Source organism: Variovorax soli (assembly GCF_031454625.1).
Classification (GTDB): domain Bacteria; phylum Pseudomonadota; class Gammaproteobacteria; order Burkholderiales; family Burkholderiaceae_C; genus Variovorax; species Variovorax soli_A.
The window spans coordinates 242532-263369 of the sequence record NZ_JAVDRF010000006.1 but is presented as its reverse complement, the minus strand read 5'-3'; the positions used below and the strand labels follow the sequence as shown (position 1 = coordinate 263369).

Annotated in this window: 19 protein-coding genes; 13 read left to right on the top strand and 6 right to left on the bottom strand. The window is 69.0% G+C overall.

What is annotated here, in order from left to right; translation table 11 throughout:
* Positions 1 to 30: 30 nt before the first annotated feature.
* The 3 genes from J2739_RS16465 to J2739_RS16455 all read left to right on the top strand — a co-directional run bounded on the left by J2739_RS16465 (position 31) and on the right by J2739_RS16455 (position 2793).
* Complete coding sequence (locus J2739_RS16465; RefSeq protein WP_309903519.1) at positions 31 to 720, top strand: GntR family transcriptional regulator; 690 nt, start codon at positions 31 to 33, stop codon at positions 718 to 720.
* 196 nt (positions 721 to 916) lie between these two features.
* A complete protein-coding gene (locus tag J2739_RS16460; protein ID WP_309903517.1) occupies positions 917 to 1615 on the top strand; it encodes an HAD-IA family hydrolase in 699 nt (232 codons plus the stop codon).
* On the top strand, positions 1612 to 2793 hold the full coding sequence (locus tag J2739_RS16455) for a M20 aminoacylase family protein (RefSeq protein ID WP_309903515.1): 1182 nt from the start codon (positions 1612 to 1614) through the stop codon (positions 2791 to 2793). The genes J2739_RS16460 and J2739_RS16455 overlap by 4 nt, the downstream gene beginning before the upstream one ends.
* A gap of 175 nt (positions 2794 to 2968) precedes the next feature.
* Here the strand turns inward: J2739_RS16455 and J2739_RS16450 are convergent, their stop codons facing one another.
* Positions 2969 to 3886: a LysR family transcriptional regulator gene (locus J2739_RS16450; protein ID WP_309903513.1), complete on the bottom strand. Its 918-nt coding sequence runs from the start codon at positions 3884 to 3886 to the stop codon at positions 2969 to 2971.
* A 259-nt stretch (positions 3887 to 4145) separates the two neighbouring features.
* Here J2739_RS16450 and J2739_RS16445 point away from each other — a divergent pair, with 259 nt between their 5' ends.
* From J2739_RS16445 to J2739_RS16435, 3 genes are read left to right on the top strand one after another with little or no spacing between them, the layout of a single operon-like run.
* Positions 4146 to 4556, top strand: coding sequence for a RidA family protein (locus J2739_RS16445; RefSeq protein WP_309903511.1), 411 nt, complete (start codon positions 4146 to 4148; stop codon positions 4554 to 4556).
* Positions 4553 to 5392 (top strand): GNAT family N-acetyltransferase, encoded by an 840-nt coding sequence (locus J2739_RS16440; protein WP_309903509.1) that lies wholly within the window; start codon positions 4553 to 4555, stop codon positions 5390 to 5392. The genes J2739_RS16445 and J2739_RS16440 overlap by 4 nt, the downstream gene beginning before the upstream one ends.
* Positions 5393 to 5415: 23 nt before the next feature.
* Positions 5416 to 6693, top strand: coding sequence for an NAD(P)/FAD-dependent oxidoreductase (locus tag J2739_RS16435; RefSeq protein ID WP_309903507.1), 1278 nt, complete (start codon positions 5416 to 5418; stop codon positions 6691 to 6693).
* 31 nt (positions 6694 to 6724) lie between these two features.
* On the opposite strand, the gene J2739_RS16430 is transcribed toward J2739_RS16435, so the two are convergent.
* The 5 genes from J2739_RS16430 to J2739_RS16410 all read right to left on the bottom strand — a co-directional run bounded on the left by J2739_RS16430 (position 6725) and on the right by J2739_RS16410 (position 12036).
* Positions 6725 to 8050 carry an NAD(P)/FAD-dependent oxidoreductase gene (locus tag J2739_RS16430; protein WP_309903505.1) on the bottom strand — a complete coding sequence of 442 codons (1326 nt, stop codon included), beginning with the start codon at positions 8048 to 8050 and terminating at the stop codon, positions 6725 to 6727.
* 58 nt (positions 8051 to 8108) lie between these two features.
* Positions 8109 to 8603 (bottom strand): Lrp/AsnC family transcriptional regulator, encoded by a 495-nt coding sequence (locus J2739_RS16425; protein ID WP_309903503.1) that lies wholly within the window; start codon positions 8601 to 8603, stop codon positions 8109 to 8111.
* Between the two features lie 78 nt (positions 8604 to 8681).
* Positions 8682 to 10082 carry an aspartate aminotransferase family protein gene (locus J2739_RS16420; RefSeq protein WP_309903501.1) on the bottom strand — a complete coding sequence of 467 codons (1401 nt, stop codon included), beginning with the start codon at positions 10080 to 10082 and terminating at the stop codon, positions 8682 to 8684.
* A 134-nt stretch (positions 10083 to 10216) separates the two neighbouring features.
* Complete coding sequence (locus tag J2739_RS16415) at positions 10217 to 11152, bottom strand: 2-hydroxyacid dehydrogenase (RefSeq protein WP_309903500.1); 936 nt, start codon at positions 11150 to 11152, stop codon at positions 10217 to 10219.
* A 5-nt stretch (positions 11153 to 11157) separates the two neighbouring features.
* Positions 11158 to 12036 carry a GNAT family N-acetyltransferase gene (locus J2739_RS16410; RefSeq protein ID WP_309903498.1) on the bottom strand — a complete coding sequence of 293 codons (879 nt, stop codon included), beginning with the start codon at positions 12034 to 12036 and terminating at the stop codon, positions 11158 to 11160.
* Between the two features lie 499 nt (positions 12037 to 12535).
* Between J2739_RS16410 and J2739_RS16405 the strand changes: the two genes are divergently transcribed.
* Genes J2739_RS16405 through J2739_RS16375 form a run of 7 tightly spaced genes read left to right on the top strand, consistent with a single transcriptional unit; the run spans position 12536 to position 20820 of the window.
* Positions 12536 to 13201: a haloacid dehalogenase type II gene (locus J2739_RS16405; RefSeq protein WP_309903496.1), complete on the top strand. Its 666-nt coding sequence runs from the start codon at positions 12536 to 12538 to the stop codon at positions 13199 to 13201.
* Positions 13202 to 13226: 25 nt separating this feature from the next.
* A complete protein-coding gene (locus J2739_RS16400) occupies positions 13227 to 14519 on the top strand; it encodes an NAD(P)/FAD-dependent oxidoreductase (protein WP_309903494.1) in 1293 nt (430 codons plus the stop codon).
* A gap of 37 nt (positions 14520 to 14556) precedes the next feature.
* Positions 14557 to 16179: an ABC transporter substrate-binding protein gene (locus J2739_RS16395; RefSeq protein WP_309903493.1), complete on the top strand. Its 1623-nt coding sequence runs from the start codon at positions 14557 to 14559 to the stop codon at positions 16177 to 16179.
* 40 nt (positions 16180 to 16219) lie between these two features.
* Positions 16220 to 17176, top strand: a complete 957-nt coding sequence (locus J2739_RS16390; RefSeq protein ID WP_309903491.1) for an ABC transporter permease — start codon at positions 16220 to 16222, stop codon at positions 17174 to 17176.
* A 13-nt stretch (positions 17177 to 17189) separates the two neighbouring features.
* Entirely contained in the window at positions 17190 to 18098 is a 909-nt protein-coding gene (locus tag J2739_RS16385; protein WP_309903489.1) for an ABC transporter permease, read from the top strand.
* Positions 18098 to 19723 carry an ABC transporter ATP-binding protein gene (locus J2739_RS16380; RefSeq protein ID WP_309903487.1) on the top strand — a complete coding sequence of 542 codons (1626 nt, stop codon included), beginning with the start codon at positions 18098 to 18100 and terminating at the stop codon, positions 19721 to 19723. Before J2739_RS16385 ends, J2739_RS16380 begins: the two co-directional genes overlap by 1 nt.
* Before the next feature lie 11 nt (positions 19724 to 19734).
* The gene (locus J2739_RS16375) at positions 19735 to 20820 is read left to right on the top strand and encodes a tartrate dehydrogenase (RefSeq protein ID WP_309903485.1); all 1086 of its coding nucleotides are present in this window, start codon (positions 19735 to 19737) and stop codon (positions 20818 to 20820) included.
* Positions 20821 to 20838 lie beyond the last annotated feature (18 nt).

The following is a 20838-nucleotide window of genomic DNA, read 5'->3' as shown; positions in this document are numbered from 1 at the left end:
TATTAGTACGTCAATGCCAGAATCCCGCCGATGAGTGCCCTCCCAAAGATCCGACTCGACCGCACCCGCCTGGCCGCGCCCCAGGTGCTGGAAAAACTGCGCGACGCCATCCTGTCGCTGGACCTCGTCCCCGGCACCGTGCTGGCGCGGCAGGAACTGGCCGACCGCTTCGGCGTGAGCCAGACGCCCGTGCGCGAGGCGCTGCTGCGCCTGAGCGAGGAAGGCCTGGTGGATGTGTTCCCGCAGCACGCCACGCTGGTGAGCCGCATCGACATCGTGGCGGCGCGCCAGGCGCACTTCCTGCGCCGCTCGATCGAGCTGGAGCTGGTACACCAGCTCGCGCTCGAGGCGCCGGCAGGCATGGTCGAGCAGATGAAGGCCACCATCGCCCAGCAGGCAGCGCTGGCGGCGGCCCAGCGCTACGGCGACTTCGGGGGCGCCGATCGCGCCTTCCATCGCCTCATGTACGAAGCCGGCGGCGTGCCCGACCTGTGGGAACTGGTGGGCCGCGTCTCCGGCCACGTCGACCGCTTGCGCCGCCTGCACCTTCCCACCGCAGGCAAGACCGAGGCGATCCTGCGCGACCACCGCGCCATCGTGCGCTGCATCCAGGCGAAGGACCCGGCGGCCGCCCAGGCCGCGCTGCGCAAGCACCTGTCGGGCACGCTCAGCGCCGTCGACGAGATCTGCAGGCAGTACCCCGACTACGTCGCTGCCTGAGCCGAAGGCCAGGCCAGCAGGAAGGACACGAACGCGGCACTTGTCGATGCCGGGCTGGCCAGCCGCAAGAAGATGCCGGCTGGGCGGCCACAACGAAATCCTGTGCCGCGCAGCAGCCCCGGTTCGGTTCGGATCTGCAGGGCCCCGCCCCTATGCTTCCATGCAACGGCTTCTTGCCATCACCGGAGCTCATCCCATGTCCCTGCAAGACTTCAAGGTCCTCACCTTCGACGTCGTCGGCACGCTGATCGATTTCGAAGGCGGCATGCTCGCCTATCTGCGTCGCGCGGCGCCCGATGTGCGCGTCACCGACGACGATTTCCTCGCCGCCTACCGGCGCGCGCGTGCCGACGGCACGGCCGGCTGGTACCCCGACGACCTGGAGCGCTGCTGGCACGCCATTGCGCCCGCCTTGGGCCTGCCCGACACCGACGCAGCCGCGCGCGGCCTGCGCGATTCGGTGGCGCAGTGGCCGGCCTTCCCCGATTCCGTGGAAGCCTTGAAGCGGCTGCGCAAGCACTTCAAGCTGGTGACGATGACCAATGCCCAGCACTGGGCGCTCGCCCATTTCGACAAGACCCTGGGCTCGCCCTTCGACATGCTGCTGAGCTGCGACGACGCGCTGTGCGAGAAGCCCGATCCCTGCTACTTCGCCTACGCGCGCGGCCGCTTCGAAGGCGCCTGGGGCTACAAGCAGGCCGACAACCTGCACGTCGCGCAAAGCCAGTACCACGACATCGGCGTGTCCAAGCGGCTGGACATCGCGACCTGCTGGATCGAGCGTCGCCACGGGCAGAAGGGCTCGGGCGGCACGCTCGAATCGGAGCACACCGTCCCCGACTACCACTTCCATACGCTGGCCGCGCTGGCCGACGCGGTCGAGGCCGGGCGTTGAGCCTCGACGCGATCGCGGCGCCGGTCGCCGACCTGCTTCCCGATCTGGTCGCGCTGCGCCGCGACCTGCACGCGCACCCGGAGCTCGCCTTCGAGGAACGGCGCACCGCTGGCGTGGCGGCGCAGGCGCTGCGCCTGCTCGGCCTGGAGGTGCATGAAGGCCTGGGCGGCACCGGCGTGGTGGGCACGCTGCGCTGCGGCAGCGGTGCGCGAAGTGTCGGCCTGCGCGCCGACATGGATGCGCTGCCGATGGTCGAGCTCGGGCGCGCCGCCCATGCCAGCCGCACCCAGGGTGTGCACCACGGCTGCGGCCACGACGGTCACACCAGCATGCTGATCGGCGCCGCCCGCCAGCTGGCGCGCACGCGGCGCTTCGACGGCACGGTGCACTTCATCTTCCAGCCGGCCGAGGAAGGCAAAGGCGGTGCGCGCGCCATGATCGAGGACGGCCTGTTCGAGCGCTTCCCCTGCGACAGCGTCTACGCGCTGCACAACTGGCCCGACCTGCCGCTGGGCACCGCGCAGACGCGGGCCGGCCCCATCATGGCGGCGGCCGACCGCTTCGACATCGTGCTGCGCGGCCGCGGCGGCCACGCGGCGCAGCCGCATCACACGCCCGACGCCATCCTCGCCGCGAGCCAGCTCGTCGCCCAACTCCACACCATCGTCTCGCGCCGCATCGATCCCGGCGAATCGGCCGTGCTCTCGGTCACGCGCCTCGAAGGCGGGCACAGCCACAACGTACTGCCGGCGGAGGTCTCGATCACCGGCACCGTGCGCAGCTTCGACCTCGCCTCGCAAGATCGCATCGAGGCCGCGCTGCGCACCACGGTCGACGGCGTGGCGCTGGCGAGCGGCGTCCAGGCCGAGGTGCGCTACGTGCGCTACTACCCCGCCACCCTCAACACGCCGGAAGAAGCCGCGCTCGCACTCGCAGCGGCCAGGGCGGTCGGCCTGCAGGCCGACATGGCGCCGCGCGCGGCCTTCACCTCGGAAGACTTCGCCTTCATGCTGCAGCGTCGTCCCGGCGCCTACCTCTGGCTGGGCCAGGGCCGCGCCGATCCGGGGGCGGACGGAGAACGCCCCCTGCATCACCCCTGCTACGACTTCAACGACGACGCGCTGCCGCTGGGGGTGCGCTGGCTTTGCGAAGTCGCCGAGCGTGCACTCGATCGATGAGTCCTGCTGCCGCTGAACAGCTCGCGCTCCGGGCCCGGCGGCTCCACGTGTCTCCCCAACTGCTCGAGTACCGCGACCTGCTTCGACGTGCAGCAGGCGCGCGAATGGCATAGGGCACGAACGCCGGGACCTCACTCGGTAGGGCATTTATCCGAGCCAGACCACGAGCGGATCGTCATTTGACTTTCTTTCGCCGCCAGGGCGGCGGCGCAAGGGATTGGCGCAGCATGGCCAGAAAAGCAGTCGTGCGCGCACTTCGTCCGAAGCGCGTGCCGAGCATCGCCACGACATCCGCCGGAGGGACCTCCCAGCTCGGAAGCACCCGCTTGAGGCGACGGGCTGCGAGGTCCGCAGCAATATTCCACTCCGAGCGGATTGCGACACCATGCCCTGCAATGGCCCACTCGCGGATCACCGCCCCGTCGTTGCTGCACATGGCGGGATGGATTCGGACGGTACTTGCCTCCCGTGAGGGGTGCAGGAAGCGCCACAGGGTCACGTCCTCGTCATTCTCCCTGACCACGAGACAGCGATGCTGCATCAGGTCCTCAGGCGATTGGACGGGTGCGGCCTTGGCGAGATAGTCCGGGCTGGCACAGAGGATGCGTCGGTTCGGCGCCAGCGTCGTCACGATCTGATTCATGGGCCCCGGCGGTCCGATGTGAATGATGACGTCGCTGCTTTCGACCAGCTGCGCGCCCGGGTGATCGGAGAGATCCAATGTGACCGTCACCCGAGGATGCGCTTTTGCGAAAGCGTCCACCACCGGCGCCACGTGAACCCGGCCAAATCCGTGGGGAGCGGCGATCCGCAGATGCCCGCCGACCGCCTTCTTCCGATCTGCCAACGCCTCGGACAGCGCCTCCATTGCTTCGGCCACGATCGTCCCGTGCGATGCGACGAGGGCGCCCTCATCGGTCAGGCTCATCTTGCGACCAGAACGGTCGATCAGCCGGATGCCGATGCGTGCCTCCAAGGCACGCAAGCGCTGGGTGACGGCGGGCGGCGTGACATCCAGCTTCCTGGCACTCTCGGCGAGCGACGCAGATTTGGCCAGCACGCTGAAGAAGGCGAGATCATCGGAGCTGATCATTAAGTCGACCTTAATTAGAAATGCAGTTCGCATTAATTGTAGGCTGCATGAATTCGGCGCAATATCCGTCCCACTTCATCGCTCAATGCCTGTCGGCGTCTCGTAGGACGCTGCATCCGGCAAGCAACATGTGGAGACAAGAGTTGAGAACAGCCATTTCGCACGCTTGCGCCGGCGGCGCCCAGCATCGCGGCTATCACGCCGTCCGAGGCAGCTCGCACCAGTTCGAAGCCGAGCGGTTGCGCTTCGGGGGCTGGCAATGAGCACCGGCGCGATCGTGACCGAGATCCGGACCCACAGCGCACCCGCGCCTGCGGGGCACTACGCGCAGGCCATCGTCTCGCGCGGGCATGTCTACATCTCCGGCAATTTGCCGATTCGCCCGGATGGACGTCCACTGGCCGACGATGGATTCGAGGCGCAGGCCAGGCAGGCGATCGAGAACATGCTGTCGATCCTGGGCGCCGCGGGGAGCACGCCAGAGCGCCTCCTCAAGGTGACGGCCTACATCGTGGGCATCGCCCACTGGGGCCGCTTCAATGCGGTGTACGCGTCCATGCTGCCGGATGCGCGTCCCGCGCGCAGTGTCGTTCCAGTGCCGGAGTTGCACCACGGGTACCTGGTCGAAATCGATGCGATCGCGGTGCACGAACCCTCGGAGATGACGTGAGGGACGACGCGGTCCTGATTCCGTTTGCGAAAGCGCATCTGGACAGTGCCCTGAGGCTTTCGCAGGAAATGTCCTGGCCCTATCGGCTCGAGGACTGGGAGGTCGCGCTCCAGCTCGGCCATGGCTTCGTGCTGCAGCGCGCCGGCGTGATGATCGGGACCGCCGTCTGGTGGCCGTATGGTGACGCCCATGCTTCGGCCGGCATGATCATCGTCGCCAAAGGTGCCCAAGGCCGCGGCTACGGTGCCCGATTGATGGACGCACTGCTGGCCGCGGCGCATCCGCGCGCCATGACGCTGAACTCGACCGCCGAAGGCCTGGCGCTTTACGCGCGCCGTGGGTTCACGCCCATCGGTGCCATCCAACAGCATCAGGGCATACCCAACGCACACCATGAAGCGCCGTCGACCCGTCTCGTCAGGGCGATGGCTGCTTCGGATTTCGAGGCGATCGCGCGTCTCGATCAGGAAGCGACGGGCTGGGCCCGACAACCGATGCTGCGTCGGCTCATCGAGCGCGGTGACGGCCATGTGCTTCTGCGCGACGGCATGCCGAGCGGCTACGCCATCTCCCGCCGTTTTGGCCGCGGGCACGTCATCGGCCCGGTCGTCGCCGAAAACCCGGCCGCCGCGCGCGCGTTGATCGAGGCCGCGCTCGCGCACCTCGGGCGTGTTTTCGTCCGGGTCGACACCGCAAGCACCTCGCAGCTCGGGCCGTGGCTCGAAGCCCTCGGCCTGCCGCAGGTCGGTGACGCCACCACCATGGTGCTCGGGTCGCAGACCCAGTCGGCCGGACCGGCCCGCGTGTTCGCGCTCGCCAACCAGTCGTTCAACTAGACCCCATTGATCCAGGAGCCCGCATGAAGCTCGCATCCTATTGGTTGGACACCTCGGAGCCGTTCAGGAGCGCCGCCGCAGGGCCGGTGCAGGGCACCTGCGACGTGGCCGTGATCGGTGGTGGCCTGACCGGTTCTTCGTCTGCGCTGGCGCTCGCCAGGAAGGGCGCGCGTGTCGTGCTTCTCGAAGCCGGGACGGTCGGGAACGCCGCGTCCGGCCGCAACGGCGGCATGTGCAACAACGGATTCGCCCAGGACTACGGCATGCTCTCGGCGAAGCTCGGCAAGGAAGTCGCCGACCGGCTCTATCGGGCCTTCGACGCCGGTGTCGATACGGTCGAGCGACTGGTGGCGGAAGAGAACATCGACTGCAGCTTCGCGCGCGTCGGCAAGATCAAGCTGGCGGCCAAGCCCGAGCACTACGACAAGCTGGCGCGCAGCCAGGCGTTGCTGGCCGCGAATGTCGACCCCGACACGGCGATGGTGAGCCGCGCGGACCTGGCGAACGAGGTGGGGTCGGACCGCTACTACGGCGGGCTGGTCTACCGAAAGAGTGCTGGCATGCATGTCGGGCGCTTCGTCCGCGGACTGGCCGAAGCGGCGGCGCGGCGTGGTGTCGAAATCCACGAGCACACGCCGATGACCGGCCTGCGGCCCGTTCCGGGTGGGGGTCACCAGATCGAAACACCGAAGGGCCGGCTCCATGCAAAGCAGGTTCTGCTGGCGAGCGGCACCTCGCAGACGGGGCCGCTGGGCTGGATCCGGCGCAGGGTCGTGCCGGTCGGCGCGTTCCTCATCGTCACGGAGCCTCTGCCGGCATCGACGCTGGATCGCCTCTTGCCGAGCCGCAGGATGGCGGTCGATACCAAGAACCTCGTCAACTACTTCCGAACCACGCCCGACAACCGGCTGCTCTTCGGTGGACGCGCTCGCTTCGCCGTCTCCAATCCGAACTCGGACGAGAAGAGCGGCGCCATCCTCAAGGCCGCGCTGCACGACGTCTTTCCAGAGCTCCGCGCCGCGCGCATCGACTATTGCTGGGGCGGGATGGTCGACATGACGCGGGACCGGCTGCCCCGCGCCGGCGAACGCAACGGCATCTACTACGCCATGGGCTACAGCGGCCACGGCACCCAGATGTCGACCCTGATGGGGACGATCATGGCGCAGGTCATGGACGGTCGCACCGACCTCAATCCCTGGAAAGACTTCGACTGGCCGGCCATCCCGGGCCACGTCGGCCCTCCCTGGTTTCTGCCGCTGGTCGGGGCCTATTACCGGCTCAAGGACAAGCTGACCTGAGCGCCGATCGCTGAGTGCCGATCGCTGAGCGCTAGAAATCAGCCACCTTGCCCCAAACCGACTCGCTGAATCGCCCGGGCCGGTAAGGCGCGGGATCGAAGATCGGAGCGGCACCCGTGACCAGGTCGGCAACCAGGTGGCCGGAGCCGGGGCCGATGCCGAAGCCGTGTCCGGAAAAGCCCGCGGCCAGGATGAGCCCCGGAACCTCCGGCACTTCGCCGATGCCGGGCACACCGTCCGGCGTGCTGTCGGCGAAGCCGGCCCACGCGTTGGCGATGCTTGCCTCGCGAAGCGCAGGCAACAGTTCGACGGCGCGGCTGTAGGTCTGCCTGACGGCCGACGGATCGGGCTTCGGGTCGAGGATCCTCACACGCTCCATGGGCGTGGGCGCGTCGAGCCGCCATCGCGCGAGCGTTTCGTGGCCGCCGCGAATGCCTTCGAGGCCCCCCGGGAAAATGTTGCGCCAGCGCTTGGCGAACATCGGCAGGAACTGCGGGGCGAAGCGCAGGAGCTGTGGCGTCACGTCGACCCGCCCGCGCCCGCTGATGGCCAGCGTGTAGCTGCCGTCGCTGCGGCGGGTCGCGGACACGCGCGCGGTGTGCAGGGTGTCCGGCAGGCGCTGCGCCACCGGCGACACACGAATGATGGATTGGCGAACCGTGGCCAGTGGAAAACGCACGCCGAGCTGGCGGCAGAACGACGACGCCCACGCGCCGCCGGCAAGCACCGCCGTTCCGGTCTTGATGGTTCCGGCTTCGGTCACGACGCCGCAGACCCGGCCGCCCTGCAGTTCGATGCCGCGTGCGGCGCAGTGCTGGTGGATGCTGCCGCCAAGCTTCATCAGCGCCGTTGCCACGGCGGGCGCGGCTTGGGCGGGATCGGCCGTACCGTCGCTGGGCGAGAAGACGCCCCCTTTCCAGGCACGCCCGGTCGCATGCCCGCGCTCCGTAGCCTCCCGGGCACTCAGCATGTGCGTGGTCACGCCGGCCGTCTTCGCGAAATCGCGCCAGCTGGACCAGCGGGACAGTTCCGCCTCGTCGTTGCTGAGATAGAACAGGCCGCATCGGCGAAAGCCCGTGTCTTCACCGCTGTCGGCGGCAAACTGTTCCCAGAGCTCGAGGCTCTTGGTCGCCATGGGCAGCTCGCGAGCGTCCCGGTTCTGCTGGCGGCACCAGCCCCAGTTGCGGCTCGATTGCTCGGCGCCGATCCTGCCCTTTTCGACCACGACGACCGAGAGTCCGCGTCGGGCCAGGTAGTAGGCGCTGAAGACGCCCACGATCCCGCCGCCGATCACGACGACGTCGGCAGAGGCGGGCGGATTGGGTGAGGTCTCGATGAGGCGCAGCGGCTGAAGCACGGATGAATTTCCACGGGTCGAGAAGGGTGCGCCGTCCACGGAGGTGCGTGCGCCCCCTTCAGCGCTGGTTGGGGAACAGCCGTTCGATCGGACAGTGCGTCTTGATGAACGGCGACTTGATGACGATGTAGCTGAAGTACTTCGCGATGCCGATGTTGCGTTCGAGCAGTTCCTCGATCACTTCCTGGTAATGGTTGACGCCGCGCGTCAGAAAGCGCAAGAGGTAGTCGTAGCCGCCGCTCACCAGGTGGCATTCGAGCACCTCGTCGACCTCGCGGATGGCGGCCTCGAAGCGGGCGAAGTCCTCGCGGTGGTGGTCCGACAGCGTGACCTCGGTGAACACGGTCAGCGTGTCGCCCAGCTTCTCCAGCCGCAGGTGCGCGCCATAGCCGGCGATGTAGCCGGCCTGCTCCAGCCGCTTGACGCGGATCAGGCAGGGGCTGGGCGACAAGCCCACCGCATCCGCCAGGTCGACGTTGGTCATGCGGCCGTTCTTCTGCAGTTGCGCAAGGATGCGCAGGTCGAGACGGTCGATCTTGAAGGCTTCTGACATGGTGGTGGCGGTGAACGAGGATGACTCGATTCTGCGTCTGCCGCGTCGCGTTGCGTCCGGTGTTCTCCCTCGCCCGCGTCAGCCCAGCGCGGCGCGAACGTCGGGCGCCTGGAGCACCTCGTCGAGCGTCTTGCCGAGCCGCACGAACATCTGCGCGAACTCGTCCTCGGTGAAGGTCAGCGCCGGCGCGAAGCCCAGGATGTGATCGCCGAAGGAGCGGAACACCAGGCCGTTGCGGTAGCCCGCGGCGAAGATGCGGTCCGGCAGCCCGAGCACCGGGTCGAAGCCGCGCTTCGATGCCTTGTCGCTCACCAGCTCCAGCGCGCCCAGCAGCCCGCGATGGCGGGCATCGCCCACCAGCGGATGCGCGCGCAGCGCATCGAGCCCGGCCGCGAAGTGGGCCGCGCCGCGCTGGCCGTTGGCGAGGATGCCGCCTTCTTCATAGAGACGCAGCACCTCCAGCGCGACCGCGGCGCTCACCGGATGCGCGGAGTAGGTCGCGCCATGGCCGATGGGCGCCCCCGCGGGCGCCCCGTCGGCGATGCCGGCGTAGACCTTCTCGGAGATCAGCGTAGCGCCCATCGGCGCATAACCCGCGGTCAGGCCCTTGGCCACCGTCATCAGATCGGGTTCGACGCCCTCGGCCTCGCAGGCGAACATCGGGCCGGTGCGGCCGAAGCCCGTGATGACCTCGTCCACCACGAACAGGATGTCGAGTTCGCGCGCGGCCTCGCGCATGGCCTTCAGCCAGCCCTTGGGCGGCACGATCACGCCGCCCGAGCCCTGGATCGGCTCGCAGAAGAAGGCCGCCACGTTGTCCGCGCCCAGCTCGGCCACCTTGGCCTTCAGTGCGGCCACCGAGGCGGCGATCAGCGCCTGCGGATCGGCACCGTCCGCATGCCGATACGGGTTGGGCGAAGGGATGTAATGCTGCGTGGGCAGCGGCAGGTCGAAGCCGCGGTGGAAGGCCGGCAGCGCGGTGAGCCCCGCACCGGTGGAGGAAGAGCCGTGATAGCCCCGCTCCAGCGAGATGAAGTGCTTCTTCGAGGGCTTCCCCGCCGCGTTGTAGTACTGCACGATGAAGCGCACCGCCGCGTCGACCGACTCGGAGCCGCCGAGCGTGAGGTACACGCGGGTCAGCGAGACAGGCGTGATCTGCACCAGCTTCTCGGCCAGGCGAATCGCCGGCTCGCTGCTGAAATGGAAATAGCCGGTGGCATACGGCAGCCGGCGCATCTGCTCGGCCGCGGCCTGCACCACGCTCTCCTGGCCGTAACCCACGTTCACGCACCACAGGCCGGCGAAGGCGTCGAGCAATTCACGGCCGTTGGCATCGGTCAGCCACGCGCCGCGGCCCGAGGCGAGCACGGTGGGCCCGCGCTCTTCGTGCACGCGCCAGGGCGAGACCGGATGGATGAGATGCGCGCGGTCGATGGCATCGAGCGCGGCCTTGTTGGGCAATGCGGCGGGGTGTGTCATGGTGGGGCGGGAGTCGGGCCTTTGGATGTCCGAAAGCTTAGGTCCCATGCCCCTCGTGCGGGTGCTGCATTGAGGGTCTTGTGCGATGCAGGCTGCGGTTGTGCGCGTGCCGACAGCAGATCCTGCGGCGCGCTTCAGTACCCTCGCGCGCGATCGACGAGCCCGAGCATCGGCTCGCCGGCCTCGAAGCGGCGCAGGTTGTCGAGCACCACTTCCGCCGCGCTGAGCGGCTGCGTCATGCTCGCGATGTGCGGCGTGAGCTGCACGCACGGATGGCGCCAGAAGGCATGCGCCGGCGGCAGCGGCTCGGGGTCGGTCACGTCGAGCACGGCATCGCCGATGCGGCCGCTGGCCAGCGCGGCCAGCAGGTCGGCGTCCACCAGCTGCGGCCCGCGGCCGACGTGCACCAGGCCCGCGCCCTGGGGCAGCATCGAGAACAGCCGCGCGTCGAGAAAGCCGCGTGTCGAATCGGTCAACGGCAACAGGCACACGAGGATGTCGGTGCGCGCGAGAAAGGCCGGCAGCTCGTCGGCGCCCGCATGGCATTGCACGCCCTCGACCGCATGGCGCGAGCGGCTCCATCCGGCGCAGTCGAAGCCCAGGCCGACGAGCGGCGCCAGCACCGCCTGGCCGAGCGAGCCGAGTCCGAGCACGCCCACGCGCCGCTCGCCCGCGGGCCGAACGGGCAGCGGGCGCCACTGGCCTTCCTGCTGCTGGCGCCGGTAGCGCGGCATGTCTCGGTGAAGGCCGAGCACCGCATGCGTCACGTACTCGACCATGCCGCGCACGATGCCGGGCTCCACCATGCGCACCACCGGCAAGTCGGGGGGCAGCGCCCCGAAATCGAACTGATCGACACCGGCCCCGGAAGAGAACAGCACCTCCAGGTTGGGGAAACGCTCGGCCAGGTGCGGCGGCGGCTCCCAGGCCGCGAGGAAGCGCACCTGCGCAGGGTCGCCGATGTCGGGCCAGATGCGGAATTCAAGCCCGGGCGCGCGGCGCCGGAACACCTCCGCCCACTGGCGGCCGCGCACCGGGTCGGACTTGTAGAGGAAGGTGGTCGCGCCCATCGCGATCAGCCCACGGCTTGCGTGACGATCGCGAACAGCGCCGGCCCGCCGGGCTGCGTGGCGAGCGGCGCGCCGCGCACCATCGTCGTCGGCGCATCCACGCGCAGCAGGCCGATGCTCTCGATCCATTCGGCCAGGCCGCTGGCGAAGTCGATGTCGATGCGCGTGAAGTGGCCGGCGTTCAGGCTTGCGAGGTGCGCGATCAGCGCCTTCGCGCCTTCGGCATCGGGCGCGACGACGGGGCCGATCGCGTGCCCGCGCCCGAAGCGGCGCAGCATCGCGAAGCCACGCGGCTCGTTGTCCTGGTCGAGCACCACGCAGGCATCGGCCGTTTCGAGCAGGTCCGTGACCAGCGCATCGCGCGGCATGCCGCGTGCGGCCGCGTCGAGCGCCTGCAGCGATGCGGCCTCGTTCAGGCCGGCAGGCCGCAGGCGCCAGCCCGTCGGCAGCGCGACCAGCGGCGCCGGCTGGGCGATGCCCTGGTGCTGGCGCAGCTCGCCGGTGCGCACGAAGCCCAGGCGCTCGTACAGGCCCCGACCTTCGGCAGTGGCGTGCAGCAGCACCGTGCGTCCGTCGAGCCCTTCGAGCAGCGCACTCATGATGCGCAGCCCGACGCGGCGGCCCTGGCAGGCCGGCGTGACGATCACCAGGCCGATGGTGGCGTGGCGCTCGCCCCAGCGCCAGCGCAAGCCGGTGGCGATCATCTCGCCGTCGCGCTCGGCGACGATGCCCTCGGCATGCGCGAACACCTGTTCCCAGTCCGCCGGGCGGTGCGGCCAGCGCTGTTCGGCCGACAGCGCATGGGCGCGCGGCAGATCGGCGGCGGTCATCGGCCTCAGCGCGACGCCGTCGAAGTCGTTTGTGTTCGGAGTCTGAGCAGGCATCGGAGAGTCTTGGTGCAGGAGAAAGGCAGGTCATCTTGGACGACATCCGCACCTTTCGCCAGAGCGAATTCGCGCTTCGCTGCAACTCGCAAGCTTCGTCTGTCGCGGCGCCGCGTTTCGCAATTCGATGCGGCAGCGCGACTGCTTACGCACACAAATGCCGCGCCAACCTGCCTAGCATCGGACGCGGCATCGGCCCCCTGCCCTGACGCCCTCCTCATGCAAGCCTTCGACCCGCGACAGATCCACGTGCCTTCGGGCCGTTCCACCGGCGGGCGCCTGGCCTGCGACGCCGGCCGCATCGTCGGCGCGTGCTCATTCCGGTGCATCGCCGCACGCTCCGTGGGCACACGGCATGGGATGCCGCCGCCGGCCCCGCAAACCGCAGCTTCGATGCCCTGGGCGCCCCATTTCCCTACATCCCCGGCATCGCTGCGTGCTGCAATCGCTTCGTCATGAGTTCATCGCATTTGCAACCGTCATTCAAGGAACAGAGACCATGAGCATCCGTCCCAAGTACATCACCTTCGACTGCTACGGAACGCTGACGCGCTTCCGCATGGGCGAGCTGACGCGCGACATCTTTGCCGATCGCATCCCGGCCGAGCGCATGGAGCAGTTCATCGCCGACTTCACCGCCTACCGCTTCGACGAAGTGCTGGGCGACTGGCAGCCCTACGAGGTGGTGCTGAAGAATGCGGTGCGCCGCCTGTGCAAGAAGTGGAAGATCCAGTACCTCGACCACGAGGCGCAGAAGTACTATGACGCCGTGCCCACCTGGGGTCCGCATGCAGACGTGCCGGCCGGCCTGGCCAAGGTGGCGAAGGAGATCCCGCTGGTGATCCTGTCGAACGCCTCGGACGACCAGATCCAGAAGAACGTGGCGATGCTGGGCGCGCCCTTCCACCGCGTGTACACCGCACAGCAGGCCCAGGCCTACAAGCCGCGCCTCCAGGCCTTCGAGTACATGTTCGATTCGCTGGGCTGCAATCCGGAGGACGTGCTGCACGTGTCGTCCAGCCTGCGTTACGACCTGATGTCGGCGGACGACCTGGGCATCGTCAACAAGGTGTTCGTCAACCGCGGCCACGGCCCCGGCAACCCGGCGTACCGCTACGTCGAGATCCAGGACATCGGCGGCCTGCCGGGCGTGGTCGGCCTCTGATCATTCCACCCTCTCGCGCCACACCATGAAGCTCGACTCCTACTGGACCGATTCCGCGCCCGCCTTCGCGCCCGAACCGCGCGAACTGCCGGCGCAGGCCGACGTGGCGATCGTCGGCGGTGGCTTCACCGGGCTCTCGGCAGCGCTGGCGCTGGCGCGGCGCGGTGCCAGCGTGGTGGTGCTGGAAGCGGGCGAGCGGGTGGCGGCCGAGGCCTCGGGGCGCAACGGCGGGCATGTCAACAACGGGCTGGCGGTGGACTATGCCGATGTGGCCGCGAAGTTCGGTGCCGACCGGGCGCGCGCCTGGTACCGCGCCTATGACGACGCGGTCGACACGGTCGAGCGGCTGGTGCGCGACGAAGCCATCGACTGCGACTTCCTGCGTCACGGCAAGCTCAAGCTCGCCACCCGCCCCGGCCAGATGGCGGCGCTCGAACGCAGCGCCGAACGCCTGATCGCCGACGGCGTCGATACCGACGTCGAGATTCTCGATGCGCCGCGCGTGCACGGCGAAGTGCAGAGCGACCAGTTCCACGGCGGCCTGCTCTACAAGCGCAGCGGCCAGATGCACATGGGCCGCTTCGCCTTCGGGCTGGCAACGGCCGCGCAGCGCAACGGCGCCCGAATCCATACCGGCACGGGCGTGCAACGCATCGAACGCCTGGGCCGAAGCCAGGCGCACCGGCTTCATACCGGGCGCGGCAGCGTCACCGCACAGCAGGTGCTGCTGGCCACCGGCGCCACCCGCCATGGCGGCTACGGGAGCTTCGGCTGGCTGCGTCGGCGCATCGTGCCGATCGGCAGCTTCATCGTGGTCACCGAACCGCTCGGCGCCGAGCGCGCGCAGGCCCTGCTCGCGGCGCGGCGCACCTACACGACGGTGGCCAACATCCATCACTATTTCCGGCTCACCACCGATCACCGGCTGGTGTTCGGCGGGCGGGCGCGCTTCGCGATCTCCAGTCCCCAGTCGGATGCCGCGAGCGGAGAGATCCTGCGCGCCGGCCTGGCCGAAACCTTTCCGCAGCTCGGCGCGGTGCGGCTGGACTACTGCTGGGGCGGCCTGGTCGACATGACGCAGGACCGGCTGCCCCACGCCGGCGAGCGCGACGGCCTCTACTACGCCATGGGCTACAGCGGCCACGGCACGCAGATGTCGGTCCACATGGGCCAGCGCATGGCGGCCGTGATGGCGGGCGACGCGAGCGCCAACCCGTGGCGCGACCACGACTGGCCCGCCATCCCCGGCCACTTCGGCCCGCCGTGGTTTCTGCCGGCCATCGGCCTGTACTACCAGCTCAAGGACCGGTTGGCCTGAGCGCCCTTTTTCATCGATCCACCAAGAGGAGACCCCCATGAACAGCAGCAATCCCAAGAGCTTCGAAAATCTCGTCGGTCCCGGCGAAAGTCTCCGCGTGATGGCGTCGCTCGAGCGTGGCGCCACGCGGCGCGACATCCTCGCGATGCTGATGGCAGGCGGCATGCAGGCCACGCTGGCCGGCAGCCTGGCGGGCGTGGCGATGAATGCCCATGCGCAGACGCCGCGCAAGGGCGGGCGCATCCGCGTTGCCGGCGCGACCGCCGCCGCCACCGATACGCTCGATCCGGCCAAGCAGTCGAACCAGACCGACTACTCGCGCTGCAACATGATCTACAACGGCCTGACCTCGCTGGACGGCAGCCTGACGCCGCAGCCCGCGCTGGCCGAGTCGTTCACGACCAAGGATGCGAAGACCTGGGTCTTCACGCTGCGCAAGGGCGTGACCTTCCATGACGGCAAGGCGCTCTCGCCCGCCGATGTCGTGTTCTCGGTCCTGCGCCACAAGGACCCGGCCACCGCCTCGAAGGCAAAGACGCTCGCCGACCAGATCGACAGCGTGAAGGCCACCGGCCCCAACGAGGTGACGGTCGTGCTCAGCGCGCCCAACGCAGATCTGCCGGTGATCCTGGGCACCTTCCACTTCCACATCGTCAAGGAAGGCACCACCGACTTCAATGCCGGCATCGGCACCGGCCCCTACAAGCTGAAGGAATTCAAGCCCGGCGTGCGCTCGCTGGTGGTGCGCAACGACGCCTATTGGAAGCCCGGCAAGCCTTACCTCGACGAGATCGAGTTCGTCGGCATCGGCGACGAAAGCGCGCGCGTCAACGCGCTGCTGTCCGGCGGCATGGACCTGGTGGGCTCGGTCAATCCGCGATCGGTGGAACGGGTGAAGGGCACGCCGGGCTTCGCGATCTTCACGACGCAATCAGGCCAGTACTCCGACCTCGTGATGCGCAAGGACGTCGGCCCGGGCGCCAATGCCGACTTCGTGCTGGCCATGAAGTACCTGTTCGACCGCGAGCAGATGAAGAAGACCATCGCGCTCGACTACGCCGTGCTCGGCAACGACCAGCCGATCGACCCGACCAACCGCTTCTACTTCGCCGGCCTGCCGCAGCGGCCGTTCGACCTCGACAAGGCCAAGTTCCACCTGCAGAAGTCCGGCGTCACCGGCAAGGTGCCGGTGGTGGCGTCGCCGGCGGCGCTCTACTCGGTCGAGATGGCGCTGCTGCTTCAGCAGTCGGCACAACGCGCCGGGCTGGAGCTCGACATCAAGCGCATGCCGGCCGACGGCTACTGGTCGAACCACTGGCTCAGCAGCCCGGTGGGCTTCGGCAACGTCAACCCCCGTCCGAGCGCCGACGTGCTGCTGACGCAGTTCTTCCAGTCGGGCGCAGCCTGGAACGAGTCGCGCTGGAAGAGCGAGAAGTTCGACCAGCTGCTGCTGGCCTCGCGCGCCGAGACCGACTTGGCCAAGCGCAAGCAGATGTACGCCGACATGCAGACCATGATTCACCAGGACGCAGGCATCGGCATCCCGCTGTTCCTCGCGAGCATCGACGGGCATACGTCCAAGCTCAAGGGCTTGTCGCCGATCCCGCTGGGCGGTTTGATGGGCTACAACTTCGCGGAGAACGTATGGCTGGAGGCATGACGCCTCGGCAGCCGCTCGCCGCGCGCAACGGAGCACCGAGATGAACCATGTGATCCTGAAGCTCCTCGCTCAGCGCATCGCGCTGGCGCTGCTGTCGCTGCTGGTGGTGTCGGTGATCGTCTTCTCGATCACCGCCGTGCTGCCCGGCGATGCGGCGCAGGAGCAGCTCGGCCAGGACGCCACGCCCGAAGCGCTGGCCGCGCTTCGCACGCAGATGGGCCTCGACGTGCCGGCGCCGGAGCGCTATGCGCACTGGCTGCTCGGCATGGTGAAGGGCGATCCGGGCCGTTCGGCGACCACGCAGATGCCGGTGGCGGAGCTGATCGCCAGCCGGCTGCCGAACTCGCTGCTGCTCGCCGCGGTCACGGCCCTCTTCTCGGTCCCGATCGCGCTGGCGCTCGGCATCGCTTCGGCCGTGTGGCGCGGCTCGTGGTTCGACCGCGCGGCCTCGACCTCGGCGGTGGCGGTGGTGTCGGTGCCGGAGTTCCTGGTCGCGACGCTGGCCGTGCTGGTGTTCGCGGTCAAGCTGCGCTGGCTGCCGGCGCTCTCCTTCGTCAACGACATCGAATCGCTCGGCCAGCTGTTGCGCGCCTTCGCGATGCCGGTGCTGGTGCTGTGCTGCGTGATCGTCGCGCAGATGATGCGCATGACGCGCGCCGCGGTGATCGACCAGCTCGAAGCGCCCTACATCGAGATGGTGCGGCTCAAGGGCGCCTCGCCGATGCGCATGGTGCTCGCGCATGCGCTGCCCAACGCGGTCGGCCCGATCGCCAATGCCGTGGCGCTCAGTCTGTCGTACCTGCTCGGCGGCGTGATCATCGTCGAGACCATCTTCAACTATCCGGGCATCGCCAAGCTGATGGTCGACGGCGTGTCGCAGCGCGACATGCCGCTGGTGCAGACCTGCGCCATGATCTTCTGCTGCGCCTACCTGATCCTGGTGACGACCGCCGACATCTGCGGCATTCTCGCCAACCCGCGGCTGCGGCATCGCTGACATGGAGGCGCTGATGGAATCTTCCACCACCCCACCGGCCGTGAGTGCCATGGCTGCTACGGTCGCACCCGCGCCGCAGAAGCGCCGCGGCGGCCCGCTGCGGTGGCTCGCCGGCTTCGGCGTCACCGGCCTGGTCGGCCTCGCGGTGCTGCTGTTCTGGCTGCTCGCCGCGCTGTTCGGGCCCTGGATGCTGTCACGCATCCCGGGGGCCATGGGCACCGCGAACGTGTTCGCGCCGATGAGCGCGGCGCACTGGCTGGGCACGGACTACCTCGGCCGCGACATGCTGGGGCTCCTCGTCGACGGCGCGCGCTACACCATCGGCGTCGCGCTGGTCGCCACGCTGCTGGCCAGCGGGACCGGCACCACGCTGGCGCTGCTGGCCGCGGCCAGCGGGCGCTGGATCGACGCCGTGCTCAGCCGCGGCCTGGACACGCTGACTGCGATCCCGAGCAAGATGTTCGCGCTGATCATGGTGGCGGGCTTCGGCTCCTCGGTGCCCATGCTGGTGGTCACGGCGGGCATCATCTACGTGCCGGGCGCCTACCGGATCGCGCGTTCGCTCGCGGTGAACATCAACGCGCTGGACTACGTGACGGTGGCGCGCACGCGCGGCGAGGGCACGCTCTACATCATGCTGCGCGAGATCCTGCCCAACATCGTCGGGCCGATGCTGGCCGACCTCGGCCTGCGCTTCGTCTACATCGTGCTGCTGCTGGCAAGCCTGAGCTTCCTCGGTCTGGGCATTCAGCCGCCGGCAGCCGACTGGGGCTCGCTGGTGCGCGAAAACATCGGCGCACTGGCCAAGGGCGGCGCTTCGGTGATCGTGCCGGCGCTGGCCATCGCGAGCCTGACGATCGCGGTCAACCTCGTCATCGACAACCTGCCGGGCCGAACCGCCCGCGAAAGAGGAGCACGCTGATGGGCGCACCACTCAAGGTCCAGGGCCTCAGCATCACGGCGGGCGCGAACACGCTGGTCGACAACCTGAGCTTCTCCGTGCAGCCCGGCGAGGTGCTGGCACTGATCGGCGAATCGGGCTCCGGCAAGACCACCACCGCGCTGGCGCTGATGGGCTATGCGCGCCACGGCTGCAGCATCTCGGCGGGCCGCGTGCAGATCGGCGAGACCGACGTGCTGGCGTTGAACGCGGCGCAGCAGCGCGCGCTGCGCGGCCGCACGGTGGCCTACATCGCGCAGAGCGCGGCGGCCTCCTTCAATCCTTCGCGCACGATCATGGACCAGGTGGTCGAGCCGACCGTCATCCACGGCCTGTGCAAGCGGGCCGAGGCCGAGGCGAAGGCGGTGCAGCTCTTCCGCGAGCTGGCGCTGCCCGACCCGGAGACCATCGGCGCACGCTATCCGCACCAGGTCTCCGGGGGCCAGCTGCAGCGGCTGATGGCGGCGATGGCGCTGATCGGCGACCCGGAGCTCGTGATCCTCGACGAGCCGACCACCGCGCTCGACGTGACCACGCAGATCGAGGTGCTGCGCGCCTTCCGCCGCGTGGTGCGCGAACGCCGCGCCACCGCGGTGTACGTGAGCCATGACCTGGCCGTGGTGGCGCAGATGGCCGACCACATCCTGGTGCTGCGCGACGGCAAGATGCGCGAGGTGAACGCGACCGGGCAGATCCTCACGGCGCCGGTGAACGACTACACCAAGTGCCTGCTGGCCGCAGCGCGACCCGCGCCGCGTGCATCGGGCCACGTCGCGGCCGATTCCGGGCTGCTGCTGGACGTGCGCGCGCTGTCGGCGGGCTATGGGCCGGTCGACGCGCAGGGCCGTCCGGCCAAGCTGATCCTGGAGGACATCAATCTCCAGCTCCATCGCGGGCAGGCCATCGGCGTGATCGGCGAGTCGGGTTCGGGCAAGACCACGCTGGCACGCGCCGTCGCCGGCTTGCTGAGCCCGTGCCACGGCAGCATCCTGTTCGACCAGCGCGAGCTGAAGCCTTCGCTGGCCCAGCGCGACAAGGAGCAGCTGCGCCGGATCCAGATCGTGTTCCAGATGGCCGACACGGCGCTCAACCCCTCGCAGACCATCGAGCGCATCCTGGCGCGGCCGCTGCAGTTCTACAAGGGGCTGGGCGGCGAGCCGCTGCGCCAGCGCATCCGCGAGCTGCTGGACCTGGTGAAGCTGCCGCAGGCCGTTGCCGGCCGCCTGCCGGGCGGCCTGTCGGGCGGCCAGAAGCAGCGCGTCAACCTGGCGCGCGCGCTCGCGGCCGAACCCGACCTGATCCTGTGCGACGAGGTGACGTCGGCGCTGGACACGGTCGTCGGCGCGGCGGTGCTCGACCTGATGGCCGAGCTCAGGCGCGAGCTCGGTGTCTCGTACCTGTTCATCAGCCACGACCTGCACACCGTGCGCGCGGTGTGCGACGAGATCGTGGTGATGCAGCACGGCCGCAAGCTCACGCAGGTGGCGCGCGCCGACTACGAGCGCGGGCCGCACCATCCCTACTACGAGCTGCTGGCCCGCTCGGTGCCCGAGCTGCGCCAGGGCTGGCTCGACGAGATCGACCGCAAGATGGCGATGGCCACATGAAGGAGACCGAGATGACCCCCACCTTCCGCATCGCACTCATCGCGGGCGATGGCATCGGCAAGGAAGTGATGCCGGAGGGCCTGCGCGTGATACAGGCCGCGGCGGAACGCTTCGGCTTCGAGCTCGAGTGCCGCACCATCGACTGGGCGAGCTGCGACTACTACGCCGAGCACGGCCGGATGATGCCCGACGACTGGAAGGCGCAGCTGCAGGGCGTCGACGCGCTGTACTTCGGTGCCGTCGGCTGGCCGGCGACGGTGCCGGACCACGTCTCGCTGTGGGGCTCGCTGCTGAAGTTCAGGCGCGAGTTCGACCAGTACGTCAACCTGCGTCCGGTGCGCCTGTTCGAGGGCGTGCCCTGCCCGCTGGCCGGGCGCAAGCCGGGCGACATCGACTACCTGGTGGTGCGCGAGAACACCGAGGGCGAGTACACCTCGCTGGGCGGCGTGATGTACGAAGGCACCGAGCGCGAGATCGTGATCCAGGAATCGGTCTTCTCGCGTCACGGCGCCGATCGCGTGCTGAAGTACGCCTACGAGCTCGCCCAGGCGCGCAAGCGGCGGCACCTGACCGTGGCCACCAAGAGCAACGGCATCGCGATCAGCATGCCGTGGTGGGACGGTCGCGCCGACGCGATCGGCCGCGACTACCCCGAGGTGCAGGTCGACAAGCAGCACATCGACATCCTGTCGGCGCGCTTCGTGCTGCAACCCACGCGCTTCGACGTGGTGGTCGCGAGCAACCTGTTCGGCGACATCCTGTCCGACCTCGGCCCCGCGACCACCGGCACCATCGGCCTCGCGCCGTCCGCCAATCTCAATCCGGACCGCAAGTTCCCGTCGCTCTTCGAGCCCGTGCACGGCTCGGCGCCCGACATCTACGGCCAGAACATCGCCAACCCGATCGCCATGATCTGGTCGGGCGCGCTGATGCTGGACTTCCTCACCCAGGGCCAGGGCGCGGGCCGCGCGGCGCACGACGCGATCCTCGGCGCGATCGAGGCGGTGCTGCGCGAAGGGCCGCGCACGCGCGACCTCGGCGGCACGGCCTCCACCACCGAGCTCGGCATCGCGATCGCCGAGCGTGTGGCAGCCTGAACCTCTTCATTCCCACTG